Source organism: Methylobacterium sp. A54F (assembly GCF_053346035.1).
Genome location: NZ_JBKFBF010000004.1, coordinates 125,409 through 148,753, shown reverse-complemented (window position 1 = coordinate 148,753; position 23,345 = coordinate 125,409). Strand labels below are relative to the sequence as shown.

At 73.0% G+C, this 23,345-nt stretch carries 19 protein-coding genes; 7 read left to right on the top strand and 12 right to left on the bottom strand.

Annotation, left to right across the window (positions count from 1 at the left end; all coding sequences use genetic code 11):
• Positions 1 to 84: 84 nt before the first annotated feature.
• Positions 85 to 1,404 carry a calcium-binding protein gene (locus ACLBXP_RS08785; RefSeq protein WP_447667255.1) on the top strand — a complete coding sequence of 440 codons (1,320 nt, stop codon included), beginning with the start codon at positions 85 to 87 and terminating at the stop codon, positions 1,402 to 1,404.
• A gap of 20 nt (positions 1,405 to 1,424) precedes the next feature.
• Here the strand turns inward: ACLBXP_RS08785 and ACLBXP_RS08780 are convergent, their stop codons facing one another.
• Complete coding sequence (locus ACLBXP_RS08780) at positions 1,425 to 2,279, bottom strand: FAS1-like dehydratase domain-containing protein (RefSeq protein ID WP_447667254.1); 855 nt, start codon at positions 2,277 to 2,279, stop codon at positions 1,425 to 1,427.
• Between the two features lie 72 nt (positions 2,280 to 2,351).
• A complete protein-coding gene (locus ACLBXP_RS08775; protein ID WP_447667253.1) occupies positions 2,352 to 2,984 on the bottom strand; it encodes a LysE family translocator in 633 nt (210 codons plus the stop codon).
• 116 nt (positions 2,985 to 3,100) lie between these two features.
• On the opposite strand from ACLBXP_RS08775, the gene ACLBXP_RS08770 reads away from it, so the two are divergent.
• From ACLBXP_RS08770 to ACLBXP_RS08755, 4 genes are all read left to right on the top strand, one after another.
• A complete protein-coding gene (locus ACLBXP_RS08770; RefSeq protein WP_447667252.1) occupies positions 3,101 to 4,024 on the top strand; it encodes a LysR family transcriptional regulator in 924 nt (307 codons plus the stop codon).
• Between the two features lie 354 nt (positions 4,025 to 4,378).
• Entirely contained in the window at positions 4,379 to 4,627 is a 249-nt protein-coding gene (locus ACLBXP_RS08765; RefSeq protein WP_447667251.1) for a hypothetical protein, read from the top strand.
• Positions 4,628 to 4,933: 306 nt separating this feature from the next.
• Positions 4,934 to 6,070, top strand: coding sequence for a DUF2778 domain-containing protein (locus tag ACLBXP_RS08760; protein ID WP_447667250.1), 1,137 nt, complete (start codon positions 4,934 to 4,936; stop codon positions 6,068 to 6,070).
• 171 nt (positions 6,071 to 6,241) lie between these two features.
• On the top strand, positions 6,242 to 7,717 hold the full coding sequence (locus tag ACLBXP_RS08755) for a methyl-accepting chemotaxis protein (RefSeq protein ID WP_447667249.1): 1,476 nt from the start codon (positions 6,242 to 6,244) through the stop codon (positions 7,715 to 7,717).
• Here ACLBXP_RS08755 and ACLBXP_RS08750 read toward each other — a convergent pair.
• Genes ACLBXP_RS08750 through ACLBXP_RS08730 form a run of 5 tightly spaced genes read right to left on the bottom strand, consistent with a single transcriptional unit; the run spans position 7,683 to position 11,919 of the window.
• Complete coding sequence (locus tag ACLBXP_RS08750; protein WP_447667248.1) at positions 7,683 to 8,303, bottom strand: class I SAM-dependent DNA methyltransferase; 621 nt, start codon at positions 8,301 to 8,303, stop codon at positions 7,683 to 7,685. The genes ACLBXP_RS08755 and ACLBXP_RS08750 overlap by 35 nt on opposite strands.
• Complete coding sequence (locus tag ACLBXP_RS08745; protein ID WP_447667247.1) at positions 8,300 to 9,037, bottom strand: PIG-L deacetylase family protein; 738 nt, start codon at positions 9,035 to 9,037, stop codon at positions 8,300 to 8,302. Before ACLBXP_RS08745 ends, ACLBXP_RS08750 begins: the two co-directional genes overlap by 4 nt.
• The gene (locus ACLBXP_RS08740; protein ID WP_447667246.1) at positions 9,037 to 10,206 is read right to left on the bottom strand and encodes an acyl-CoA dehydrogenase family protein; all 1,170 of its coding nucleotides are present in this window, start codon (positions 10,204 to 10,206) and stop codon (positions 9,037 to 9,039) included. The genes ACLBXP_RS08745 and ACLBXP_RS08740 overlap by 1 nt, the downstream gene beginning before the upstream one ends.
• Positions 10,203 to 10,727, bottom strand: a complete 525-nt coding sequence (locus tag ACLBXP_RS08735; protein ID WP_447667245.1) for a DNA polymerase ligase N-terminal domain-containing protein — start codon at positions 10,725 to 10,727, stop codon at positions 10,203 to 10,205. Before ACLBXP_RS08735 ends, ACLBXP_RS08740 begins: the two co-directional genes overlap by 4 nt.
• The gene (locus ACLBXP_RS08730) at positions 10,720 to 11,919 is read right to left on the bottom strand and encodes a glycosyltransferase (protein ID WP_447667244.1); all 1,200 of its coding nucleotides are present in this window, start codon (positions 11,917 to 11,919) and stop codon (positions 10,720 to 10,722) included. Before ACLBXP_RS08730 ends, ACLBXP_RS08735 begins: the two co-directional genes overlap by 8 nt.
• A gap of 182 nt (positions 11,920 to 12,101) precedes the next feature.
• Here ACLBXP_RS08730 and ACLBXP_RS08725 point away from each other — a divergent pair, with 182 nt between their 5' ends.
• Positions 12,102 to 12,989 (top strand): NAD(P)H-hydrate dehydratase, encoded by an 888-nt coding sequence (locus ACLBXP_RS08725; RefSeq protein ID WP_447667243.1) that lies wholly within the window; start codon positions 12,102 to 12,104, stop codon positions 12,987 to 12,989.
• Positions 12,990 to 13,015: 26 nt separating this feature from the next.
• Here the strand turns inward: ACLBXP_RS08725 and ACLBXP_RS08720 are convergent, their stop codons facing one another.
• A complete protein-coding gene (locus ACLBXP_RS08720; RefSeq protein ID WP_447667242.1) occupies positions 13,016 to 13,312 on the bottom strand; it encodes a hypothetical protein in 297 nt (98 codons plus the stop codon).
• A gap of 119 nt (positions 13,313 to 13,431) precedes the next feature.
• Between ACLBXP_RS08720 and putA the strand changes: the two genes are divergently transcribed.
• Positions 13,432 to 17,082 carry a trifunctional transcriptional regulator/proline dehydrogenase/L-glutamate gamma-semialdehyde dehydrogenase gene (gene putA, locus ACLBXP_RS08715; RefSeq protein ID WP_447667241.1) on the top strand — a complete coding sequence of 1,217 codons (3,651 nt, stop codon included), beginning with the start codon at positions 13,432 to 13,434 and terminating at the stop codon, positions 17,080 to 17,082.
• On the opposite strand, the gene ACLBXP_RS08710 is transcribed toward putA, so the two are convergent.
• From ACLBXP_RS08710 to ACLBXP_RS08695, 4 genes are all read right to left on the bottom strand, one after another.
• Positions 17,079 to 18,416, bottom strand: a complete 1,338-nt coding sequence (locus ACLBXP_RS08710) for an HlyD family type I secretion periplasmic adaptor subunit (protein WP_447667240.1) — start codon at positions 18,414 to 18,416, stop codon at positions 17,079 to 17,081. The genes putA and ACLBXP_RS08710 overlap by 4 nt on opposite strands.
• Positions 18,417 to 18,431: 15 nt before the next feature.
• Complete coding sequence (locus ACLBXP_RS08705) at positions 18,432 to 20,339, bottom strand: type I secretion system permease/ATPase (RefSeq protein ID WP_447667239.1); 1,908 nt, start codon at positions 20,337 to 20,339, stop codon at positions 18,432 to 18,434.
• A 48-nt stretch (positions 20,340 to 20,387) separates the two neighbouring features.
• Positions 20,388 to 22,334 (bottom strand): hypothetical protein, encoded by a 1,947-nt coding sequence (locus ACLBXP_RS08700; protein ID WP_447667238.1) that lies wholly within the window; start codon positions 22,332 to 22,334, stop codon positions 20,388 to 20,390.
• A gap of 95 nt (positions 22,335 to 22,429) precedes the next feature.
• The gene (locus tag ACLBXP_RS08695) at positions 22,430 to 23,239 is read right to left on the bottom strand and encodes a hypothetical protein (protein ID WP_447667237.1); all 810 of its coding nucleotides are present in this window, start codon (positions 23,237 to 23,239) and stop codon (positions 22,430 to 22,432) included.
• Between the last annotated feature and the right edge of the window lie 106 nt (positions 23,240 to 23,345).

Sequence of the window (23,345 nt, the reverse complement as noted above, 5' to 3'; positions counted from 1 at the left end):
GGAAACCTCCGCCCGGCCGGCACGAGGCGAACGCAACCGCCGCATGCCGCCTCACGGGCCGGATGCGCCTCCCGGAGCCGCCCCATGGCACCTCATCCGAACTTCACCTTCACGCTGAGCGACCCGAACAACCAGGTCGCGGACCTGCGCGGGCAGATCCTCGCGACCGCCGTCCAGGCCGGCGCCTACTGGGCGCAGTTCATCAACAGCAGCGCCGCCATCGAGGTGGCGATCGTCATCGCTCCGGTGGGCGACGCCCAGGCGGCCAGCACGGTCAGCGTGCCGATCGGAACCTACGGCAGCTACACGCTCCTGGAGGATGGCACGCCGTTCGAGCTGGCGACGGGCGTGGATCCGAACGGCGCGGGGCCCGACATCACGATCCGGCTCGACCCGAACTACGCCCGCAACGAGCTCTGGTACGATCCGTCCGCGGATTCCGCGCTCTACGACGGTCCGCTGGACCGCACGGACGCCTTCTCGATCTTCACGCACAGCCTCGGCCACGGCCTCGGCTTCAACGGCCTGCGCGACGGCGGCACCGGCGTGCTCCCGGGCAATAGCCTCAACACCTTCGACCTGAACGTCACGGGCTTCAACGGCGGCCTCGGCTTCTACGGCGCGACCGCGCAGGCCGTGTTCGGCGGGCCCGTGCCGCTCACGGTGGGCAATTACGGCCACTACGGGAACATCGCCGAGCCGCCCGGCACCAACCCTCTCGCCGGGCTCATGAACGGCGTCGCGGTCTACCGGGGCGCGCGCTACGTCATCAACGACCTCGACCTCGCGATCCTGACGGATGTCGGCGTCCCGGTCCTGCAGCCGCGCACCGGCACGGAGGGGGCGGACCTCGTGAGCTACGGGCCGCTCGCCCAGGAGGTGCTGCTGCTCGGCGGCAACGACACGGCGGTGGCGGGGGGCGGCAACGACGTCGTCTACGGCAACCAGGGCGACGACCTGCTGTTCGGCAACCAGGGCGCGGACACGCTCTGGGGCGGCCAGGGCGACGACGGCATCTACGGGGGCCAGGGCGACGACCTCGTCCTCGGCAATATCGGCCGGGACGTCCTGTTCGGCAACGACGGCAACGACCTGCTGTTCGGCGGCCAGGGCAACGACGTGCTCTACGGGGGGCAGGGCGACGACATCCTCTCGGGGGATCTCGGCGACGACGTGCTGTCGGGCGACCTCGGCGCCGACCGCTACGTGATCGGGGCGAATGCCGGCTACGACCTCGTCCTCGGCTTTAGCCAGGCGCAGGGGGACCGGCTCGACCTGCAGGGGCAGAGCTACGCGCTGACGACGAGCAGCACCGGCAACGCCCTGCTGGTGCTGTCGGGCGGCGGCGCCGTGGAACTCGCGGGCGTGCGCGCCAGCGAGGTCAACGCCGGAGCCTTCGCGTAGGGGGAGGCCGGCGGGCCGCCTCAGCCGGCCTCGGCCTCCATGCAGATCCGGTCGTCCTCCGCCAGGGTGACGCCGGTGAAGCGTCCCGCCGGGTCGAGGCGCCCGCAGACCCGGACCGTCTGGTTCGCGGTCAGCGGCGCGCGGCTCCGGTAGGCGAAGCGCCCCGGCACGGCGCCCGTCAGGCTGGCGGCGAGGTTCATGAGCAGGCTCGCCTGGAGCGGGCCGTGCACCACGAGGTCGTCGTAGCCCTCCACCGCGACGGCGTAGGGGCGGTCGTAGTGGAAGCGGTGTCCGTTGAAGGTCATCGCGGAGTAGCGGAACAGGAGCGTCGGCGTGGCGGGAACCGTCCAGACGACGGCGTAGTCCGCGGTCCGCCCGCGGGCTGGCTCGGCCGCGCCGCCGGTGGCACCCGCGGCCTCCCGGTAGACGATGTCCTGGCGCTCGCGGATGGCGAGGCCCCGCGCGGTGCTGATCGCGTGCTCGACCGTGACGAAGCAGAGGAGCCCGCTGCGCCCCGCCTTCACGGCGATTTCCCGGACGGTCTCGCAGCGCCGCACCGCATCCCCCCGGCGCAGGGCATCGAGGGTCTCGACCGCGCCGCCGGCCCACATCCGCCGGGGCAGCGGGACCGGCGGCAGGAAACCGCCCCGCGCCGCGTGCCCGTCCGGCCCGAGGGCGTCGGCGGGCGGCGTCTCCGGTGCGAGGCACCAGTGCAGGGCGGGCGGTGCCGCGTCGGGCTCGACCGGCGCGAGGTGGGGCGCGAGGGTCGCGGCGTACTCGGCGAGGATCCGGGGCGTCACGATGTCCTCGGCCTCGCGCATGCGCCCGATCCAGGACCTCAGGTGCTCGACATCGATGGCCGGTCCCGCATCCATGCTCGTCTCCCCGCGTGCCGCGCCCGTCCCGACCCGGGGCGGGAGCCCGGCGCATCAACGCGGGCCGGCACCTCAGCGATGCGCCTCCGCGACGAGTCGGACCGAGAACATGCCCAGCACCCCGCCCATAAGCCAGCGCTGCGCCCGCATCCAGGCCGGGCGCCCGGTCAGGACGGTGGCCAGCCGGCCGGCGGCCAGCGCGATCCCGGTCCCGACGACGACGTTCAGGCCGATGTGGAGGGCACCGAGCACGAGGGTCTGCGTGAAGACGCTGCCGCGGCCCGGATCCACGAACTGCGGCAGCAGGGCGAGGTAGACGAGTGCAGCCTTGGGGTTCAGCAGGGTCGTCACCAGGCCGGACAGGAAGAGGCGGAGCGGGCTGCTTGGCCCCCGAACGCCCGCCTCGAAGGGGGATCGCGCGCCGGGCCGCACCGCCTGCCAGGCGAGGTACAGGAGGTAGCCGGCACCGCCGAGACGCAGGACGTCGTAGGCGATCGGAACCGTCATCAGCAGGGCCGTGATGCCGAGCGCCGCGCACAGCATGTAGGCCACGAAGCCGAGAGCGGCCCCGGCGAGCGAGATCAGCCCGGCGCGGGGCCCCTGCGCGATCGAGCGCGACAGCAAGTGGATCATGTTCGGGCCGGGCGTGACGGCGAGGCCGAGGATCACGAGCAGGAACGGGGCGAGGAGTGCGGGGGCGGGCATGGGGCCTCACGGAGGGCGGTCGGGCGCCTCTTCCCACCACGCGACTGATAGGTAAAATACGAAGGTCGGATCCCCGTGATACGCGAAACCTATCAGCAGACCGGGCCGCGCCGCCGATGATCAACGTCCGCCTCATCCGGCACCTGTGGTCGTTCCTCGCGGTGGCGGAGGAGCGGCATTTCGGTCGCGCGGCGCGCCGCCTCGGCCTGTCGCAGCCGCCGCTGACGGAGCAGATCCAGGCCCTCGAGCAGGCGCTCGGGGTCAAGCTGCTCGCGCGCGACCGGCGCGGCGCGCAGCTGACGCCGGCGGGCGCGGCCATCCTGCCGGCGGTTCGCACCTTCGCGGCCCAGCTGGAGCGGCTGGAGCTCGCCGTGCGCGAGGCCATCGCCGGGCAGACCGGGACCCTGACGATCGGTGCGATCAGCTCGGCGATGCTCGAGGAGCTGCCGCCGCTGGTGGAGCGGCTGCGCGCGGACTACCCCGGCCTCACGGTGGCCGTGAAGGAGATCGACAGCGTCGAGGCGGTCCCGGCCCTCGTGGCCGGGGACATCGACCTTGCCCTGGCGCGCCTTGAAGGCGAGCTCGGGCCGGCGATCCACACCCTGCCGGTGGCGCAGGACCGGCTCTCGGTCGCGCTGCCCGCGGGTCACACGCTGGCCGGCGACGCCGAGATCCCCCTCGCAAGCCTCGCGCACGAGGACTTCGCGATGTTCTCCCGCAGGTTGAGCCCGGTCTACTTCGACGCCGTCGTGGCGGCCTGCCACGGGGCCGGCTTCTCCCCGCGCATCCTGCACGAGGTGCGCTCCATCAACGCCCAGATCGCATTCGTGGCCTGCGGGCAGGGCCTCGCGCTCGTGCCGTCACGCTTCGAGCGGCTGGCCCCGGCGAGCGTGCGCGTCCGGCCCCTGCGGGAGCGCGTCGACATCGTGGCGGCGGCGCTGGTCTGGTCGAGCGCGCGGCACAACCCCGTCGTGGAGGCCGTCGTGGCGCTCGTCACCGCCGGCCTCGCCTCCGCGGCGCGGCCGTTCGGGCGGCCCTGAGGCAGGCCTCGACGCCGCCCGGAGCGAGGACACGCAGGCGCTCGAAATCCTCAGCGCGGTCGCGGCAGGTATCCTTGATGGCCCTGATCTGCGCGGCGAGCGGCATCCGCCAAGCACTCGCCGCGGCTCTGCTGTTTGCTTTCGCGAAGAGCCTCGTGCGAATGCTTCGGAGACCTTCCGGGTCATGGCCATCCTATGGACGCGCGAGCCGTGGGCTGCCGTTCCGCCGGCACGGCACCGTGCGCCACCGCACGGGATGCCGGGGGACCCAACGGTGCGAGCCGCATTCTCGTCCAGATCCGTTGGTCTACGCACGGCGCCCGGCAGGCCCGGGTTGTTCCGGAGTATAAGCCCGTGCTCATTCGCATCGCCATCGCCCTCGTCGCCACGACGCTCGGCGCTCAAGCCGCCTCGAACGCGACGCCGACTGCCGATCGCGCGGCGCTCAAGCAGTACTGCACCGGCGATTACCTGACCTATTGCGGCGACCTCGCGCCCGACAGCCCGGAGGTTCATGCCTGCTTCAAGGAGAACCGCGCGAAGCTGACGCCGAACTGCCAGTCCGCGATCGGCAGCTACATGAAGGCGCAGAAGAAGGGCTGAGGCGCTCCCGCGCCCGAGCCGGCCCCGGCTGGCCTGTACCGGCCAATGGGCTGAGCTGCGTGTCGTCGGGCGAATACGAGTATGTCTCGCGCGAGCGATTGCATATCGCCCGATTAAGGCCGCCGAATGCGGCGCGCGACCATAATCGATCTCAGATCGCTCACAGTGTCGCCCAGAAATCGCCCGCCCGGCTCGGCTTCCTGGCCCTGACCGATGGGGTCGGAGCGGTGCCGCTTCGATCGCCCGCGCCACCCGGCGCCGGGGCATGATCGTCCGGCACCCGCACGAGAGGCGAGCAGCGTCCGCATGGTTGAGGCATCCCGGCCGGAATCCGCACCGCCGCACCCGATCCGGGCCGGTGGGCGCGGCAGCCTCGCTCCCGCGGCGGTCCTCGCCACGCTGATCGGCCTCGGTGCCCTCGGCGGATACGTGGGCTCCGGCACGAGCCCGCAGGCTCCCGCGCCCGCGGAATCGGGGAGCATCCGGGCAGATGTCGCCGTGCGCGAATCCGAGACGAGCGACATCGCCGCGCGTGAGTTCGTGCCGGGCGAGGGCGCGGACTCTGTCATCGCCGAGGCCGAGGCGGTGCCGGAGGCCCCCGATCCCATCGAGGCGCTCACGCCCGACGCCCGCCGGACCTGGCGCGCGGCCCTGGCGACCTCGCTGCGCATGGAGCCCGAGACGTTCCGGGCGCCGCTCGACGCCTCCAGCCTCTTCGCGGCGCCGCCCGCGGATCTCGGCACCCAGGAAGGTCAGCGCCTCGCCCAGAGCGTGCCGCTGCCCGTGCCGCGCCCCCCGGAACTGCGCCGTCTCCGGAACGCCGAGGGCGCACGCCGGACCGCCCGCGTCGCGGCAGCGCCGCCGGCCGCCCCTCCGGCCGAGGAGCCGAACTTCTTCGAGAAGCTGTTCGGTATCCAGCGTCCGGCGACCCCCGCGCTCGCCTACGCGGCCCTGGAGACCGGCTCCATCGACGTGCGCCCCCGGGCCCGCGTCAGCCCCAACCCGGCCCTCGGCACCGAGTCCACCGCCGCGACGGCGGTCTACGACATCTCCGCCCGCACCGTGACGCTGCCGAACGGCGAGCGCCTGGAGGCCCATTCGGGCCTCGGCGCCAGCATGGACGACCCGAACCAAGTCCACGTGAAGATGCGCGGCGCGACGCCGCCCGGCATCTACGACCTTACCGAGCGCGAGGAGGCGTTCCACGGGGTCCGGGCGATCCGGCTCAACCCGGTGGGCGGCAGCGCCGCCGTGCACGGTCGCGTCGGGCTCCTCGCGCACACCTACATGCTCGGCCCGAGCGGCGCCTCGAACGGCTGCGTCTCCTTCCGGGACTATGCCCGCTTCCTGCAGGCCTTCCTGCGCGGCGAGGTGCAGCGCCTCGTCGTCATCCCGGGCCGTGCGCAGGACCGCCTCCCGGCGGTCGCCGACGCGCGGGGCTGAGCCGCTTCTGCCCGGAAGGGCGGGGCGTTCCCGACCTTCGATAGCGACGGGCGATGCGGTGTCGTCACACGCGTTGATCCGATGTTAACCCCCGTGCGGCGATGAATACATGCAACTTCCAGTTGCGTGTGCCGACCAGGCTGGCATTCGGGTCGAGAAGGGGGTCGGGCGATGTTTGGAGCGGCACGACAAGCCGAGGCGCGCGCGAGACTCGCGGCCCTCGACAAGGCGCAGGGGATCATCGAGTTCGATCTCGACGGGCGCGTGCTGCACGCCAACGCGAACTTCCTGGCCGTGGTGGGCTACGACCTCGCCGAGATCCAGGGGCGCCACCACAGCCTGTTCGTCGAGCCGGCCTTCGCCGAGAGCGAGGCCTACCGGACTTTCTGGGGCGACCTGCGGGCGGGCCGTTTCCAGGCCGCCCAGTACCGGCGGTTGGCCAAGGGCGGCCGCGAGGTCTGGATCGAGGCGTCCTACAACCCGGTGCTCGACGGGCGCGGCCGGGTGACGAAGATCGTCAAGTTCGCCACCGACATCACCCGCCAGAAGGCCGAGGACGCCGACCGCGCCGGCACGATCGCGGCGATCAGCAAGGCGCAGGCGATGATCGCCTTCGACCTCGACGGGCACGTGCTCGACGCCAACGGCAACTTCCTGTCGGTGACGGGCTACGACCGCGAGGAGATCGTCGGCCGCCACCACCGGATGTTCGTGCCCCCCGAGGTGGCGGCGGGCGCCGACTACGCCGAGTTCTGGGCCGCGCTCCGCGGCGGCGCCTACCGGGCCGGGCAGTACAAGCGGCTCGGCAAGGGCGGGCGCCCGGTCTGGATCGAGGCGTCCTACAACCCCATCCTCGATGCGGCCGGGCGGCCCTACAAGGTGGTGAAGTTCGCCACCGACATCACCGGCCACGTCCGGCTCCTCGCCGACCTCCGGCGGCTCATCGACGAGAACTTCCAGGCGATCGAGGGGGCTGCGGGCCGCTCGAGGGACGAGGCCGCGACGGCGGCGGCCGCCGCCGGCCAGACCTCCGGCACCGTGCAGACCATGGCGGCGGCGGCCGAGGAACTCGCCGCCTCGATCGCGGAGATTTCGCAGAGCATGGCGAGTGCCCGTGAGGCGACCGACCAGGCCCACGCCGAAGTCGCGGCGGCGGGCGCCCATACGGGGCGCCTCGTGGAGGCCGCCTCGGCCATGGGCGGCATCGTCGGCCTGATCCAGACGATCGCGGGGCAGATCAACCTCCTGGCGCTGAACGCCACCATCGAGGCAGCCCGCGCGGGCGAGGCCGGCCGCGGCTTCGCGGTGGTGGCCACCGAGGTGAAGAACCTCGCCAACCAGGCGGCCCGGGCAACCGAGCAGATCACGGCCGAGATCGACGGCGTGCGGGCGATCTCGGGCCGCGCCGTGGAGTCCCTGCGGACCATCGGAGCGAGCGTCGACACGATGCGCGGGACCGTGATGGGCACGGCCGCGGCGGTGGAGGAGCAGAGCCTCGTCACCCGCGACATGTCGGCGGCGATGCAGGAGGCCGCTGGCGCGGTCGCGGCCATCTCCGGCAACGTGCGCGACATCGCGGAGCTCGTGAGCAGCGTCTCCGAGGCGGTCGCGGTCACGAAGGATGCGGCGCAGGTCCTGGCCCGCTGAGGCGACGCTCGCCGAGCACGTCGAGGCGATACGCCTCGGCACGGGTGGCGGCGAGGACGTCGAGCGCGTCGCCGACCTCCTGCAGGAACGCCTCGGCAGCCTCGTCGCCGCTCAGGGGATAATGGGTCTCGCCGGTCCAGTGCACGAGCACGACGTCGCCGCCCGGGGCGAGGCTCTCACGGACGCGCTGGACGAGGCGCCCAACGTCCGCCCGGTCGAGATAGTACACCACCTCGGACAGGAGTATCAGGTCGAAGCGGCCCTCCGGCCATTCGCCGGGCACCTGCATGCGCGCGAACCGGGCTCCAGGCTGGTCGGCGCAGCGGATGCGCGCCTGTTCGAGCGCCGCCTCCGCGACGTCGAGGCCGAGGATGGCGTCGCAGCGCGCGGCAAGCTCGCGGGTGAACACGCCGATCGAGCAGCCGATCTCGAGAATCGCGTCGTAGCGGGCCCGCGGCAGCGCGGCGAGCGTCGCGGCGTACTTCTCGCGCTCGTAGTCGCTCGTCGCGAAGCGCCACGGGTCCGGGTCGTCGGCGTAGCGCTCGTCGAAATAGCTCGCGGGGATCGAGCGCGTGTATCGGCTCACGGCGCCACCTCCAGGAAGATCTCGAACGGTCCAGCGAAGCGCGCGAGCATCGCGGGTTCGAGCCGGAAGCCGTCCGGGTCGTCCGCGATGAGGGCGGTCGTCTGGGAGCGATGCGCGGCGACGGCCCGCGCCTTGGCGGGGCCCGCGGCGGCGACATCGAGGCGAAGGCCGCGGGGTGGGTCGCCGACCTCCGTCCCGGGCGGCAGGCTCCAGCCCCAGACCGGGTACTCGTAGAGGCGGATCCCCGGGAGGCGGGCCAGGGCGCGGGCGGCGAGTTCGGCCGAGGCCTCGTGGTCGCAGTGCGGATCGTAACGCCAGGTCACGAACAGGGTCCCCGCCTCGCAGCGCTCGACGGCCTCGACGATGGCGGCGACCGCCGCCTCGGCATCGGGGCCGGTCGTCGGCACGAAGCGGTCGGGCAGGCGCAGGAAGCGGACGTGTTGCGGCGCGAGCCCGAGGGCGGCGGCCGCCTCGCGGGTCTCGGCCTCGCGCAGGGCGCGCAGGCGCTCCGGGGGGTAGAGCCGCGAGTTCGGGTGCGAGCCGACGCCGTCGCTCACCACGACGAGGCGTACCGGAAGGCCGGCCACGCAGGCGAGGGCGATCAGGCCGCCGCAGCCGAGGCTCTCGTCGTCCGGGTGCGGGGCGACGACGACGAGGCCGCGCCCGCGGGCGATGGCGTCGAGCTCCGCCAGCGGCAGCGCTTCCGCCGCGGCCAGGAAGGCTTCGGCCTGCATCAGCGCGGCGCCTCGCCGGGTGCCCAGAGGTCGCCCACGGCCTCCTCCGCGGCGAGGATCTCGGCGGCGGCAGTGGTGAGCGCGCGGTCGGGCGCCGGCTGGCGCAGGTAGGTGGAGAGGTCGCGCACGAGGCGTTCTAGCGGATGCCCGCGCAGGAAGCCCTGGAGCCCGACCGAGCGCTGCGCGAGCTGCAGCACGTCGAGGCCGGCCCGCTCGACGGCGAGGCGCGCGAGGTTGACGAAGGCGACGGTCCGTTCCGGGCTGAGATCCTGCGCGGCGACGACCGCGGCCGCGCGCTCGACCCAGTGGCGGGCGGTGCCCATCGCGATCGCACCCTCGCCGAGGCGGGCGAGCTGGTGCGGATCCGCCCCGCGGCCGGCCCGGGCGAGGTGTCCGCGCCAAGCCTCGTACACCGCCTCTATGCCCCCCGCCTGCACGGCCGCGAAGCGCCAGGCGCCGCCCGAGAAGTGCGGCTCGCGGTGATAGTCGTCCGGCCCACCCAGAATCTCCTCAGGCCCGGCGGAGAGGCCGGTGAAGTCGACGGTGCCGGTGGCGGACGCACGCATGCCATGGGCCCGCCACGGCGACAGGTCGGCCCGGCTGCCGGGCTCCAGGGACGCCACGAGCATCAGGGGCGGCGCGTCCGGGGTGCGGCGCGCCGTCACCAGGGCCCGCGTCACGAAGCCCGCGCCGGACGCGAAGGTCTTCCGGCCCGAGAGCTCCGCCACCGCGCCGTCGCCGGCGAGCGTGAGCCCGTCCTGCGGCACTTCCGTGTTCCACACCCCGAACAGGTGGCCTCCGTGCGCATCCGCGAAGAGGCGCTCCCGCTGCGGCGCCGAGCCGTAGCGGGCAACGAGCTGGAGCGCGTTGACGTGGCCCTCGTAGAGGCGCCCGAGCGGGAGGCTGCCGGACCCGATCAGCCGCAGCACGGCGGCAAGATCCTGCGCGCCGGCTTCCTCGCCGAGGCCGGCCCCGCCGTCCGCGCGGGGGACCGGCGCGGCCAGCAGCCCGGCGCGGGCGAGATCCGCGACGTCCTCGGCCGGGAAGCCGTCGTCCCGGTCGAGGGCGCCGGCGCGGGTCGCCGCGACGGCGGCGACCGCGCGGGCGGCCGCGACCGCGCTGCGGGTCGGGCTCGTCGAGGCGGGGGGTGGCGGGGTGAGCTGGTTCAATCGTCTCTCCGTCCGGTCGCCGCGGCGGCGATCTCTTCGAGCGTCCGGCCGCTGGCGACCGAGCGCGGCTCCGCCTCAAGGATGTCGGGCGCTTCCGGGTCCCGGGCCGCGGCGTCCCGCGACTTCACGAGGAGCCAGGATGGCTGACGCTCCCGCGGCCGCGGCTTCATCCGCATCAGGCGCCAGCGGCCCGTCAGCTTGCTGCCGTTCAGCGTGAAGGCCAAGGAGCCCGACGCGAGCGCCGCCTCGGCATCGCCGTCCGGCACCCAGGTGCCCCGGTCCCACAGCAGCACGATCCCGGCGCCGTAAGCCCCGGCCTCGATCACGCCCTCGAAGGCGCCGTAGCTGAGGGCGTGATCCTCCACCGCGACCGCGAGGCGCCGCTCGCCGGCGACGAGGCTCGGGCCGCGGGTCACCGCCCAGCTCTTCAGGGCGCCGCCGAGTTCGAGCCGGAAATCGTAGTGCAGGCGCCGGGCCGCATGCTTCTGAACGCAGTAGGCGAGGGCGCCGGCCTCAGACATGGTTCGGCCGGTCGGTCGCCGCGACCGGGACGATCGGGCCCGCGGGCCGCCGCGCCCGAAGGGCCCGGCGCAGCTTCGCGGCGGTCCGCACCGCGACGAGGAGGAGCCGCGCCCCGCCGATTCGCAGCGGGAGCTGGCGGGGTCGCAGCGGCGCGTCGGCGAGGCGGGGGCTGACGGCCTCCACCGCGGCGAAGACGAGCGCAGGCGTCGGCAACTGGAGGATCGCCTCCGCGGCCGCCCGCGGCACCCCGAGCAAGGGCGCCCAGAGGCCGCCGCGATCGGCCCGGTGAGACGCGTGCAGGCGCCGCAGGTGCCGGCGGACGACGTAGCGCAACAAGGCGCGCCCGAGGGGCTCCAGCCGGGCGTCGCAGGGGCTTTCCGGCACCGCGCAGCGCAGGCGCATCGTGTCCGCGGCCCCGCCCGGCGCCCGCCCTTCGAGGCGCCCCGAGGTCACCACGACGATCGCGGGGTCGTGGCGCACGCGGGCGCCGCTGCCGAGGAGCACCGACACGAAGGCCCGGTCCTCCCCGACGGCAAGCGCCGGCAGGCCGCCGACGGCGCGGTAGGTCGCGAGGCGCACCGCGAGGGTTGCGCCCGAGGTGGTGCGGTGGCGCGGCCAGGGGTCGTGCGGCAGCGGGTCGATCAGGGCTTCGAGCTCGGTCAGCAGCGCCTCGTAAGTGCCCTCCAGCCGGCCGCGGGCGTGGAGCGCGTCCGGCAGCCGCGCCGCCTCGCCGCTGTCGAGGGCGATCTGCCCCGCGACGGCATCGGCGCCCGCGGCGAGCGCCGCGAGGTTCGCCGACACCCAGTCCGCCGGGACGCGGCTGTCGGCGTCCGTCGTGAGGATCGCCGCCTCGGTGGCCCCGGCCGCGTCGAGCCAGGCCGCCGCGGCCTCCATCGCCTCCCGCCGCGCCCAGCCCGCCGTGGCCTCCGCATGGTCCTGCAAGCGGACCAGGAGTTCGCAGCGCAGGTGCGGGCGCAGCGCCTCGACGGCCTCCGCCGTACCGTCCGTGCAGTTGTTGAGGAACAGGAGGATCCCGAGGTCACCCGGGGCGAGGCCGTCCTGCGCGTCGATGGCCGTGAGGCAGGCCGCGATCCGCTCCTCCTCGTTGCAGACCGGGATCGCCACAACCGCCCGCAGGGCTCCGCGACGGCCCGCGTGGGGCGACGCGGTCTCGTGTCTGTCAGGCTGCACCGTACGCTCCGAAGCGCCGGTGAAACGCTCCGGCCACGCGACAACCAACCTGCGTGGGTGCCGCGTGTTCAAAAGCCCGATCGGTCGATTCGCCGGCCACGGTGCCGCAGGGCGGGGCAGGCTCCGCGGGCTTGCGCGGCGGGGTCGCGGCCGCCACGATCCGGCGGCCCCGAGGAGGCAGGATGGACAGCAGCGCCGCGCCGATCACCCCGCACCTCCTGCGCCGGATGCCGATCCCCGCGCCGCAGGCCGACAGCAAGGATGCGCGGGGCCGCGTGCTCGTCACCGCGGGCTGCGTCGAGGTGCCGGGGCCGGCCCTCCTCAGCGCCACGGCGGCGATGCGGGTCGGGGCCGGCAAGGTGCAGATCGCCGCCTGCCGGGACCTCGCGATCCCCCTCGGCCTTGCGATGCCCGAGGCGCGGGTCTTCGGGTTGCCTCAGGCCAGCGACGGCGGCATCTCGGAGAGCTGCGCGGGCGATCTCGCCGGCCGCGCCGAGCGCTGCGACGCGGCGCTGATCGGGCCCGGCATGTTCGCGAGCGCGGCGACCCGGCGCATCGCGGCAACGCTCCTGCGGCTCGCCTCCGGCACAGGCTTCGTCCTCGACGCCGGCGCCTTGTCGGCGCTGCCGCCGGCCCCGGACCTTACCCGCAGCCTCGAGGTCCCCGCGGTCATCACGCCCCATGCCGGCGAGATGGCGCAGCTCCTGGGTCAGGAGCGCACCGCGATCGAGGTCGATCCGCTGGAGGCCGCACGCGCCGCCACGGAGCGCTTCGGCACGGTGACGCTGATGAAGGGGGCGGGGACCTACGTGGTCGCGCCGGGCGGCGCGGCCTGGCTCTACGATGCAGGCCACGTCGGCCTCGCCACCGCTGGGTCCGGCGACGTGCTGGCGGGCCTGATCGCGGGTCTGATGGCCCGCGGCACCGGCCCGATCGAGGCGGCCCTCTGGGGCGTCTACCTGCACGGCGAGGCGGGCCGCCGCCTTGCCCGCCGCTACGGCGGCCCCGGCTTCCTCTCCCGGGAGATCTCGGGCGAGGTGCCGGGCCTGCTCGCGGAGGCGCTCGGCTGAGCCCGCCGCGGCGGGCTGGCGCCGCCTCAGCCCTTCGGCGTGGTGCTGGCGTCGGAGATGTGGCGCAGGTTCTCGGGCGGCGTCTCGGCCTCGGTCGCCTCCACGGAGGCGACGCTGCCGCCCTGCACCGCATCGACGCGCTGGAAATCCGAGGCGACCCGCGCGGTCTCCGCCTGCCAGCTCGGGTCCTCCTCGCGGGCGCGCTTCATCGCTTCGGGGCGGCCGACGTCGAGGGGGCTGTCCTCCCCGAGATCCTGGCCGTTGCGGTCCGTGTAGGCGTCGAATTCACGCAGCGAGGGGCGTGCGTCCTTGCTCGGATTCATCGATGATGCTCCCTGGTCCGGGTCGGACGGCCGCCTCGCGCGGGCGCCCTGTCGGGGGCCAACGCAGCCCCGGCGGGACCGGTTCATCCCCCCGGCCCAAACCCCGGTCGAGCGTCGCCATGACGGACGAGCCCAGCGCCGAACCTCCCTTCTCGGCCTTCGCGGAGGTCGTGCCGCCGACGCCGCTGCGCGCGGCGATCACGGCCGCCTGCCGGCGCCCGGAGCCCGCCTGCCTGCCGCCGCTCCTCGATGCCGCCGCGATGTCGGCGGGCGAGGCGGAGGCAACCGCGCGCCTCGCCCGGCGGCTGATCGCGGCCCTGCGCGCCAAGGGCGGGCGCGGCGGGGTCCAGGCGCTGGTGGCCGAGTACAGCCTGTCGAGCCAGGAGGGTGTCGCGCTGATGTGCCTCGCCGAGGCGCTGCTGCGCATCCCCGACGCCGACACCCGCGACAGCCTGATCCGCGACAAGATCGGGCCCGGCGACTGGCTGGCCCATTTCGGCCGCAGCCCGTCGCTCTTCGTCAACGCGGCGACCTGGGGCCTCGCGGTCACGGGCCGGCTCGCCGCGCCCTCGGACGATGCCGGCCTCGCCGCGGCCCTGACCCGCCTCGTCGCCCGTGGCGGCGAGCCGGTGATCCGGGGCGGCGTCGACATCGCCATGCGGATGATGGGCGAGCAGTACGTGACGGGCGAGACCATCGGGCGGGCGCTCGACAACAGCCGCCGGATGGAGGCTCAGGGCTTCCGCTACTCGTTCGACATGCTGGGCGAGGCGGCGATGACCGCCGCGGATGCGGAGCGCTACCGGCGGGACTATGCCGACGCCATCGTGGCGATCGGCCGGGCGGCGCGGGGCCGCGGCCCCTACGAGCGCCCCGGCATCTCGATCAAGCTGTCGGCGCTGCACCCGCGCTACGTCCGCGCGCAGCGGGCCCGCGTGATGGCGGAGCTGCTGCCGCGAGTCGTGGACCTCGCCACCCTGGCGCGCGACCACGAGATCGGCCTCAACATCGACGCCGAGGAGGCGGACCGGCTCGACCTCTCCCTCGACATCCTGGAAGCGCTCTGCGGGGACCCGCGCCTCGCCGGCTGGGACGGCATCGGCTTCGTGGTGCAGGTCTACCAGAAGCGGGCGTCGGCGGTACTCGACTTCGTGATCGACCTCGGCCGCCGCACGGGTCGGCGGATCATGCTCCGCCTCGTCAAGGGCGCCTACTGGGACGCCGAGATCAAGCGGGCGCAGGTGGACGGGCTGGACTACCCGGTCTTCACCCGGAAGGTTCATACCGACGTCTCCTACCTCGCCTGCGCCCGCAAGCTGCTCGGCGCTCGCGACGCGGTCTTCCCGCAATTCGCCACCCACAACGCCCAGACGCTGGCGAGCATCATGGCCATGGCGGGCGACGGTTTCCGCCTCGGCGACTACGAGTTCCAGTGCCTGCACGGGATGGGGGAGGGGCTCTACGAAGAGGTCGTCGGCCCCCATCGCCTTGACCGGCCCTGCCGGATCTACGCGCCCGTCGGCACCCACGAGACCCTGCTGGCCTACCTCGTCCGGCGGCTCCTCGAGAACGGCGCCAACGCCTCCTTCGTGAACCGCGTCGCCGATCCGGCCGTGCCGATCGCCGAGCTCGTCGCCGACCCGGTGGCGGAGGCGCGGGCCATCACGCCGCCCGGCGCGCCGCATCCCGGCATCGCGCATCCGCGCGCCCTGTTCCCGGACCGCGCCAACGCGGCGGGGCTCGACCTCGCGGACGAGGCGCAGATCGCCGCGCTCGCCGTGAGCCTGCCCGCCGGCGCGGCGCGGATGCCCGTCGCGGCTGCGAGCGTGCCGGCCGCCGGAGCGCCGGCCACGCAGATCCACAACCCGGCCGACAACCGCGACGTGGTCGGCAGCATGGTCCCGGCCGACGCGGCGGCCATCGAGGCGGCCCTCGCGCTCGCCGAAGCCGGCGCGGCCGCCTGGGGCCGCACGCCCGCCGCCGAGCGCGCGGCCCATCTCGAACGCGCCGCGGACAGCCTGGAGGCCCGCATGCCGGACCTCCTCGGCCTCCTGATCCGCGAGGCCGGCAAGTCGGCCGCGAACGCCGTCGCCGAGGTGCGCGAGGCGGTGGACTTCCTGCGCTACTACGCGGCCCAGGCCCGCTCCTTCGGGCCGGACACGCATCGCCCGCTGGGGCCGGTGCTCTGCATCAGCCCCTGGAACTTTCCCCTCGCGATCTTCACGGGTCAGGTCGCCGCAGCGCTCGCCGCCGGCAACGCGGTGCTGGCCAAGCCCGCCGAGGAGACGCCGCTCGTCGCGGCCGAGGCGGTGCGCCTCCTGCACGAGGCCGGCATTCCGGGATCGGCGCTGCATCTCCTGCCGGGCGACGGCGCGGTCGGGGCCGCCCTCGCGCGGGATCCCCGGGTGCGGGCCGTGCTGTTCACGGGCTCGACCGAGGTCGCCCGCAAGATCCAGGCGACCCTGGCGGAGCGCCTGGACCCGGACGGGCGCCCGGTGCCCCTGGTGGCCGAGACCGGGGGGCAGAACGCCCTGGTGGTCGATTCCTCCGCGCTCACCGAGCAGGTGGTGGCCGATACCCTGGTCTCGGCCTTCGATTCGGCCGGCCAGCGCTGCTCGGCGCTCCGCCTCCTCTGCCTGCAGGAGGACGTGGCGGACCGGACGCTCGCGATGCTCAAGGGCGCGCTGGCAGAGCTGCGAACCGGCAATCCCGACCGGCTCGACACCGATATCGGCCCCGTCATCAGCGTCGAGGCCCGCGCGGGCATCGAGGCTCACGTGGAAGCCCTCCGGGCGGCCGGTCGCCCGGTCCACCGGGCCCGCCTTCACGAGGCCAGTGCGCGGGGCACCTTCGTGGCGCCGACGATCATCGAGCTGTCCGACGTCACCGAGCTGACGCGCGAGGTGTTCGGCCCGGTGCTGCACGTCGTGCGTTTCGCGCGGGGGAGCCTCGACGCGCTGATCGGGCGGATCGACGCGAGCGGCTATGCGCTGACCTTCGGGATCCACACGCGGATCGACGCGACGGTTGCGAGGGCCACTGCCCGGGCGCGCGCCGGGAACATCTACGTGAACCGCAACCTCGTCGGCGCCGTTGTCGGCGTCCAGCCCTTCGGCGGGCACGGCCTCTCGGGCACCGGGCCGAAGGCGGGCGGCCCGCTCTACCTCCGCCGGCTCCTCGCAGCCCGCCCGGCGACGACCGGACTCGCACCCGGGGGGCGGGCGAAAGAACTGATACTCTTCGCCGACTGGCTGCGCCGCACGGACCGCGCGGCAGCGGCCGAGGCCTGCGAGGCGATCGCGGCACAGAGCCCCCTCGGGCACGACGCGCTGCTGCCCGGCCCCGTCGGCGAGACGAACCGGTACCGCCTGGAGCCGCGGGGCACGCTCCTGTGCCGGGCCGCGACGGAGGACGGGCTCCTCGCCCAGGTCGCCGCGGCGCTCGCGACCGGCAACCGGGCCTCCGTCCCTCAGGGCTCCGCCTGCCTGGCCGATCTCCCGGAGAGCTTGCGCGCCGCAATCATCCCCGCGGGCGCGGACCCGGCCGAGGATATCGCGGCGGCGCTGTTCGAGGGAAGCGCGGAGGACCTCGCCGACCTCGCCCGGCGCCTCGCGGCGCGTCCCGGGCCGATCGTGCCGATCCACCTGCCCCGGCCGGACCCGGTGACGGGCCGGGCCGATTACCCGCTCGAATGGCTCGTGCGGGAGCGCAGCATCAGCATCAACACGACGGCGGCCGGCGGGAACGCGAGCCTGCTGGCGATCGGCTAGATCTCCCGGAAGGCCCGGACCATCGAGTCCTTGATGGGCTTGGTGAGGTACTCGAAGAACGTCCGCTCGCTCGTCTTGATGTAGACCTCCGCGGGCATGCCGGGCGTCGCGGTGAAGTGCGGCAGCTCGTGGACCGCGCTGCTGCTGAGCTGGATGCGCGCGACGTACTGGTCGGTCGGGGCGATCTGGTTGCGCCGGTCGTCCGGCAGCGCGTCGGCCGAGACGTAGACGACCTCGCCCGAGATCATCGGGGTCACGCGCTGGCTTAGCGCGGTGAGGCGGACGTTGGCGATCTGTCCGCGCTTGACGTGGTCGATGTCCTGCGGGCGGATGCGCACCTCGATCACCAGCCGGTCATCGACCGGCACCAGCTCCATGATGCTCTTGCCCGCCTCCACCACGCCGCCGGCGGTGTGGTAGCGCAGCTTCACCACGACGCCGCGCACCGGCGCCACGATGTTCACGCGGTCGAGGAGGCTCTGGGCGCTGCGGATGCGCTCGCGCACGTCGGTCTGCTCACCCTGCACCTCGTGGAGCTGCTCCACCGCCGTCTTGATCGCGGCGTTGCGGGCGCCGATCATCTGCTCCTGGATGCGCGCGATACGCTCGCGGGCGTCGCCGATGTCGCCGTCGATGCGGCCGATCTCGCCCTGCGCGCTCGCCTGGGCGCGCTGGAGCTGGAGCACCTCCGACCGGCGGATCAGCCCGTTCGTGAGGAGCTGGTTCTTCACATCGATCTCCTGGCCGAACAGGTCGAGCTGGCGCACCAGGGAGGCACGCTGGATCTGGCTGCCGCGGATCTTCTCGTTGAGCGCGTCGATCCCGTCCTTGAGCACCGCGAGGTCGCTCGCGAGGTTCTTGCGCCGGGCCTCGAAGGTGAGGCGCTGGGTCGCCAGGATCATCGCGATGTCGTCGTCGGCCGCACGCGTCAGAAGGGCGGGCGGGAAGGGCACCTCCTTGGCCTCCCGGGCCTCGGCCCTGAGGCGCGATTCCATGGCGATCAGGCGCCCCTCGCGCAGGAGCAGGCGGCGCAGCTCCGCCTTCGGCGTGGTCTCGTCGAGTTGCACGAGCACCTGCGAGGCGTCCACGAGGTCGCCCTCGCTCACCTTGATCTGGCGGATCACGCCGCCCTCAAGGTGCTGGATGGTCTTGTTCTGGGTCGTCGTCACGAAGGCGCCCGAGGCGACGACGGCGCCGGCGATCGGGGCGCCGTTCGCCCAGACCGCGAAGCCGAGGAGGAGCGCGGCCAGGAAACCGAAGCCGAAGCTCGTGTGCAGGCGCGTGTCGTGCGGGACGGCGTCCTGCCAGTCCGGACGGGGAACGATGTTCGACATGGGTGCTCCCTCCGCTCAGGCGCGCATGGGGGTGAGGCCGGCGGCCTGCTGCTGGGCCGCCTGCCCCATGATCATCGGCAGCACCTGCTCGCGCGGGCCCATCACCTGCACGGCGCCGTCCTTGAGGATCATGATCTTGTCGACGCTGCTGAGGAGCGCCGGGCGCTGCGTGATCGCGACGACCGTGGTGCCGCGGCTCTTGGCGCAGGCGAGCGCCCGGGCGAGCGCCATCTCGCCGGGGGTGTCGAGGTTCGAGTTCGGCTCGTCGAGCACCACGAGGCGCGGATCGCCGAAGAAGGCGCGCGCTAGCCCGATGCGCTGGCGCTGCCCGCCCGAGAGCGGGCTGCCGTCCATGCCGACGAGCGTCTCGTACCCTTGCGAGAAGCCCGAGATCAGCTCGTGCACGTCGGCGATCGCGGCGGCCTCGTAGACCGCCGTGTCGCTCGCGTCCTCCTGCATCCGGGCGATGTTCGCCTTGATGGAGGCGGGGAAGAGCTGAACGTCCTGCGGCAGGTAGCCGATGCTCTGACCGAACTGGCGCGGGTCCCAGTTGCGCAGGTCCATCATGTCGAGGCGCACCGAGCCCGCGGTCGGGTTGATCGAGCCGACGAGCATGCGCGCGAGCGTCGACTTGCCGGTGCCCGACGCCCCCACGATCGCCAGGGATTCGCCGGGCTCCAGCTGGAACGACACCCCGTTCAGGATCACCTTTTTGCTCGGCGGCGGCACGTAGAGCAGGCGCTCGACGGTGAGGCGGCCGGTCGGGCGCGGCAGCCGCAGGCGGTCGAGGTTGAGCGGCGAGTTGAGGAGGAGCGCCCGCACGCGCTGGTAGGCCATGCGGGCCTGGACGAAGCTGCGCCAGCCGTCGATCACGCCCTCGATGGGCGCGAGCGCGCGGCCGCCGATGATCGAGGCCGCGATCATCATGCCGCCGGTCAGCTTGCCGTCGAGGGCGAGGGAGGCGCCCCAGCCGAGCATGCCGACCTGGGTGGAGAGCCGCACGAACTTCGACAGGCTCGCGATGATGATGTTGCGGTCCTGGGCGGTCACCTGGGCGCGCAGCGATTCCACGGTCTCGCGGCCCCAGATCATCACGCTCTCGGGGATCATGCCCATGGCGTTGATGACCTGGCTGTTGCGGGCCATGGCGTCGGATTGCAGGTTCGCCCGCGTGGCGAAGACGCTGGCCTGCGCGAAGGGCACGGCCGTCAGCTTCTGGTTGATGAGCGCGAAGACCAGCAGCATCGACCCCGTCGCGGTGACGATCCAGCCGAGGTCCGGATGGATGAGGAAGACGGCGAGCAGGTAGACGGGCGCCACCGGCGCGTCGAACATGATCAGCAGCACCGGCCCGGTGATGAAGTTGCGCAGGTGCTGGAGGTCGGCGAGCGTCTGGAACTCGCGGCTCGACCCGGCCTGGGACGCCTTGGCGGCCGCGGCCAGCACCGGCGCGCCGAGGCGGCTCTCCACCTCGACGGCGACGCGCATCAGGATGAAGCGCCGCGTCGCGTCGAGCACCACGTGCCCGAACACCGCGCCGACGATCACCATGGTCAGCATGATCAGGGTGTCGACGCTGCGGCTCGTCAGCACCCGGTCCGAGATGTTGAACAGGTAGATCGGCACGCCGAGCACGAGCATGTTCGTGAAGAACGAGAACACGGCGATGACGACGAGCTTGCGCCGGCAGCGCGCGAGGCCCTTGGTGAGCACCTCGCGGAAATCCTGGTCGCCGTGCCGGCGCTGAAGGCGCGACTCCTTCGCCGGGACCTTGCTCGCATCCTTGCCGCCATCCCTGCTGCCATCCTGGGCATCGTTGGCGGCCGGCGGCACCTCGGGCATCGTGCGCGGCGCTGCGGCGCGCGCCGGACCTGCGGGCGCCGTCGCCCCGCCGTCCTGACCCTGCTTCGCCGTCTCATCCATCGCGTCGTCTCCGGTGGTGTTCTCGGTCGGGCCCGTCCGCGCCGCGGCTCAGGTCATCATTCCGTGGAAGAGGTCGTGGCTGAGGCTCGGGTCGTGCGCGGGCTGGGCGTGGGGCAGCTCCGGCTCGGGCGCGTGCGCATCCTGCAGGCCCGTGAAGGCGATGAGCTCGGGAACGAGCGCCTGGGTGTTGCCGAACACCACGGCCTTGTGGTCGCTCACGAGGTTCGCCTGAACCAGCACGGCGTCGTCGTAATGGTGGCCGCCGACGTACTGGAACGCCGTGGTGGTGCCGACGCTCGTGATCTGCGCGGCGTTGAGCAGGCTGTTGGCGCCGGTGGTGACAGATTCCGTCGAGGTCATCGGCGTGCCGAGCGGGGACAGCGTCGTGCCCGGGTTCGGCATGTACTGGATCGCGGTGTCGATGTTGGCGAGGACGTTGGTCTGCGCGATCAGGTTGAGGTTGTAGAAGTCGCCCGTCACGTAGAGCACGTTGAGCGTGTGGGCGCCGTTGGCCGGCAGCTGTCCGGCCAGATGCTGGTCGAGGACCCCGTCGCCGAGCTGGCGGGCGGCGGCCAGCATGTCGTGGCCGGCCTGCCCGTAGGCGGAATGGCCGTAGAGGTCGATCTGCGCGCGGTTCGTCAGCGTGTTGTCGCCGCTGGTGATCGTCTGGGAGACGGTGTCGTCGCGCCCGGTGTAGGCCCGGATCACCGCGTCGTTGAGGAGCACGTTCGTCTGGATGACGATGTTCGAGGCGTGGTAGCTGCCCTCGACCACGATGAGGTCGTAGCGCTGCGCCAGCTCCTCGAAGGAGACGACGTTCACCTGCTGGTTCGCCCCCGCCACCGCCGTGTAGTAGGAATGGAAGGTGCCCTGCACGACGGTGTCGTTGTCGCTCAGCCAGTTCACCTGGTTCAGCGAGCGGACGTCGTAGAAGTCGCCCTCGATGCGATCGACCTGGACGTGCTCGCCGTAGGTGCCGCGGGAGAAGCTCGCGCCGCCGGTCTCGTGGCGGAACAGCGCCGCGCCGTTCGTCGCCAGGTTGCCGTCCGTCAGGAGGTCGAGCCGGTCGCTGGAGCCGCCGATGCTGATGTCGGCGCGGCTCGAGAGCACGTTCGCCTGGATCACCGCGTTGGTGGTGTGCGCGTCGCCGAAGACGATCAGGCCGCGGTGCTGGGTGTTGTCGTCGATGATCGTCGCGCTGTTGACGCTGAGGTTCCGCCCCAGGACGGCATCGAGGCCCGGGTCGGTGAGGCCGTTGTGGCCCGCCGGGCCGTCCCTGTACGCCTCGGGCATGTCGGCGTGGAGCCGGGTGCCGTCAGGCTGGCGCACGCCGTCGATCACGGTGCCGGTGCCGAAATCCGCCGACAGGCCCTCGCCGCCCGAGGCCGCGTGCGCCGCGTCGCGGGCGCTCACGCCATGCACCAGGGCCTCCGTGCCGTTCTGCAGGCCCGTGAGGCTCTCGGGGACCTGGGCGTGCGCCCAGTCCACGAGGTGCGGGAGCGCGGCGACGGCGTCCGGCGCGTGCAGGCCCAGCACGGCCCGGTCATCCGTCATCAGGATGGTGTCGTCGTCGTGGAGCGCGTTGACCTGGAGCGTCTCGGCCAGCACCGGGTGGGGCGAGGGGTCGGGCCCGTCCGTCGCGGCGTGCTTGCCGTGGCCGGCGCCGCTGCCGACGGAGGGCGTGATCTCGGGGTGCGTCTTCGGGATGCCGGCGCCCTGAGGCAGGAACGGAATCGGTGTCTTTCGGGGCACGAGGCCCTTCAGGCCCCCGAAGCTGATCTGTGCCTCGCTGCCGAGGTCCGGGGAGAAGGGACGGATCGGCAGCTCGTCGAGCGAGCGCTCGGGATCCTGGCCGGGCCGGAAGGTCGGCGCCCACGGCACGGTCGGCAGGTGCCGGTCGCCGGCGTAGATCTCGCCGTGGCGCGCCACATCCTCGTAGACCCGCAGGTGGCCGGCGAAATGCGCGATCGCTTCGGAGACGCCGCCTGGATTCATGATCGCCCCCACTCAGGTGCTGGCGCGCCCCGCGCCCGATCCTGAGGACGCGGCCCGCGCCGGAGCGCGGGCCGCCTTCTGGGTTCTTGCTGGGATCAGCCGTTGTGGACGGCGTCGCTCAGCGAGTCGCCGCCGACGACATCGACCGGCATCGTGTTGTACTGGATGTTGGCACCCATCGTGATGTGCTGGGTGAAGGCCTCGTTGCTGGCGCTGGCGGCCGCCGAGATCGCCCCGGTGGCGGCATGGTCGCCCTGCGCGCCGATGTTGCTGAGCGTGCTGCCGTTGCCCGTGGCGTTCTGGTTGAAGCTGAAGGAGCCGGCGCCCGACGGATCACAGAAGTACGGATCGGCGCCGATGCCGCCGATGTCCATGCTGACGCTCGGGCTGCTCAGGACGTCGTTGTCGACGAGGCTGTTGACCTGATCGAGGTGGAAGTTGTGGCCGCCTTCGCCGGTGGTCTGCGTGCCGAAGTCCGGCATGACCACCAAGCTGCCCGCGGCACTGATGCCGCTGAAGTCGATCGGGGGCGCGGAGGGCTCGGCCGGGGCGGACTCGTCACCGACGGTGACACCGACATCGACCATCACCTTGGTGATGTTGATGTTCTCGTTGAGGTTGGCGTTCAGGTTGCCGTTGAGATTGCCGTTCAGGTTGCCGTTGAGGCTCCCGTTGGCGTTGAAGTTATCGCTCGTCGAGGTCTGCGACTGGTCCTGACCCTGGCCCTGGCCCTGTCCCTGCAGCTCGGCCTGGCCCTGGCCCTGTCCCTGCAGCTCGGCCTGGCCCTGGAGCTGGCCCTGCAGCTCGGCCTGACCCTGGCCCTGTCCCTGGTCCTGGTCCTGGCTCTGGTTCGGATCCCAGAAGAAGGGCAGGCTGTTGCTGCTGGTGTTGTTTCTCTCGGACATGATGATGTCTCCCGTGTAGAGGAATGTGACAGTCATCAGTGCAACGGGATCGGCAGATCTTCTGCGTCGCCTATCACGTAGCCATGATTGACTGACCTAAGGAGCG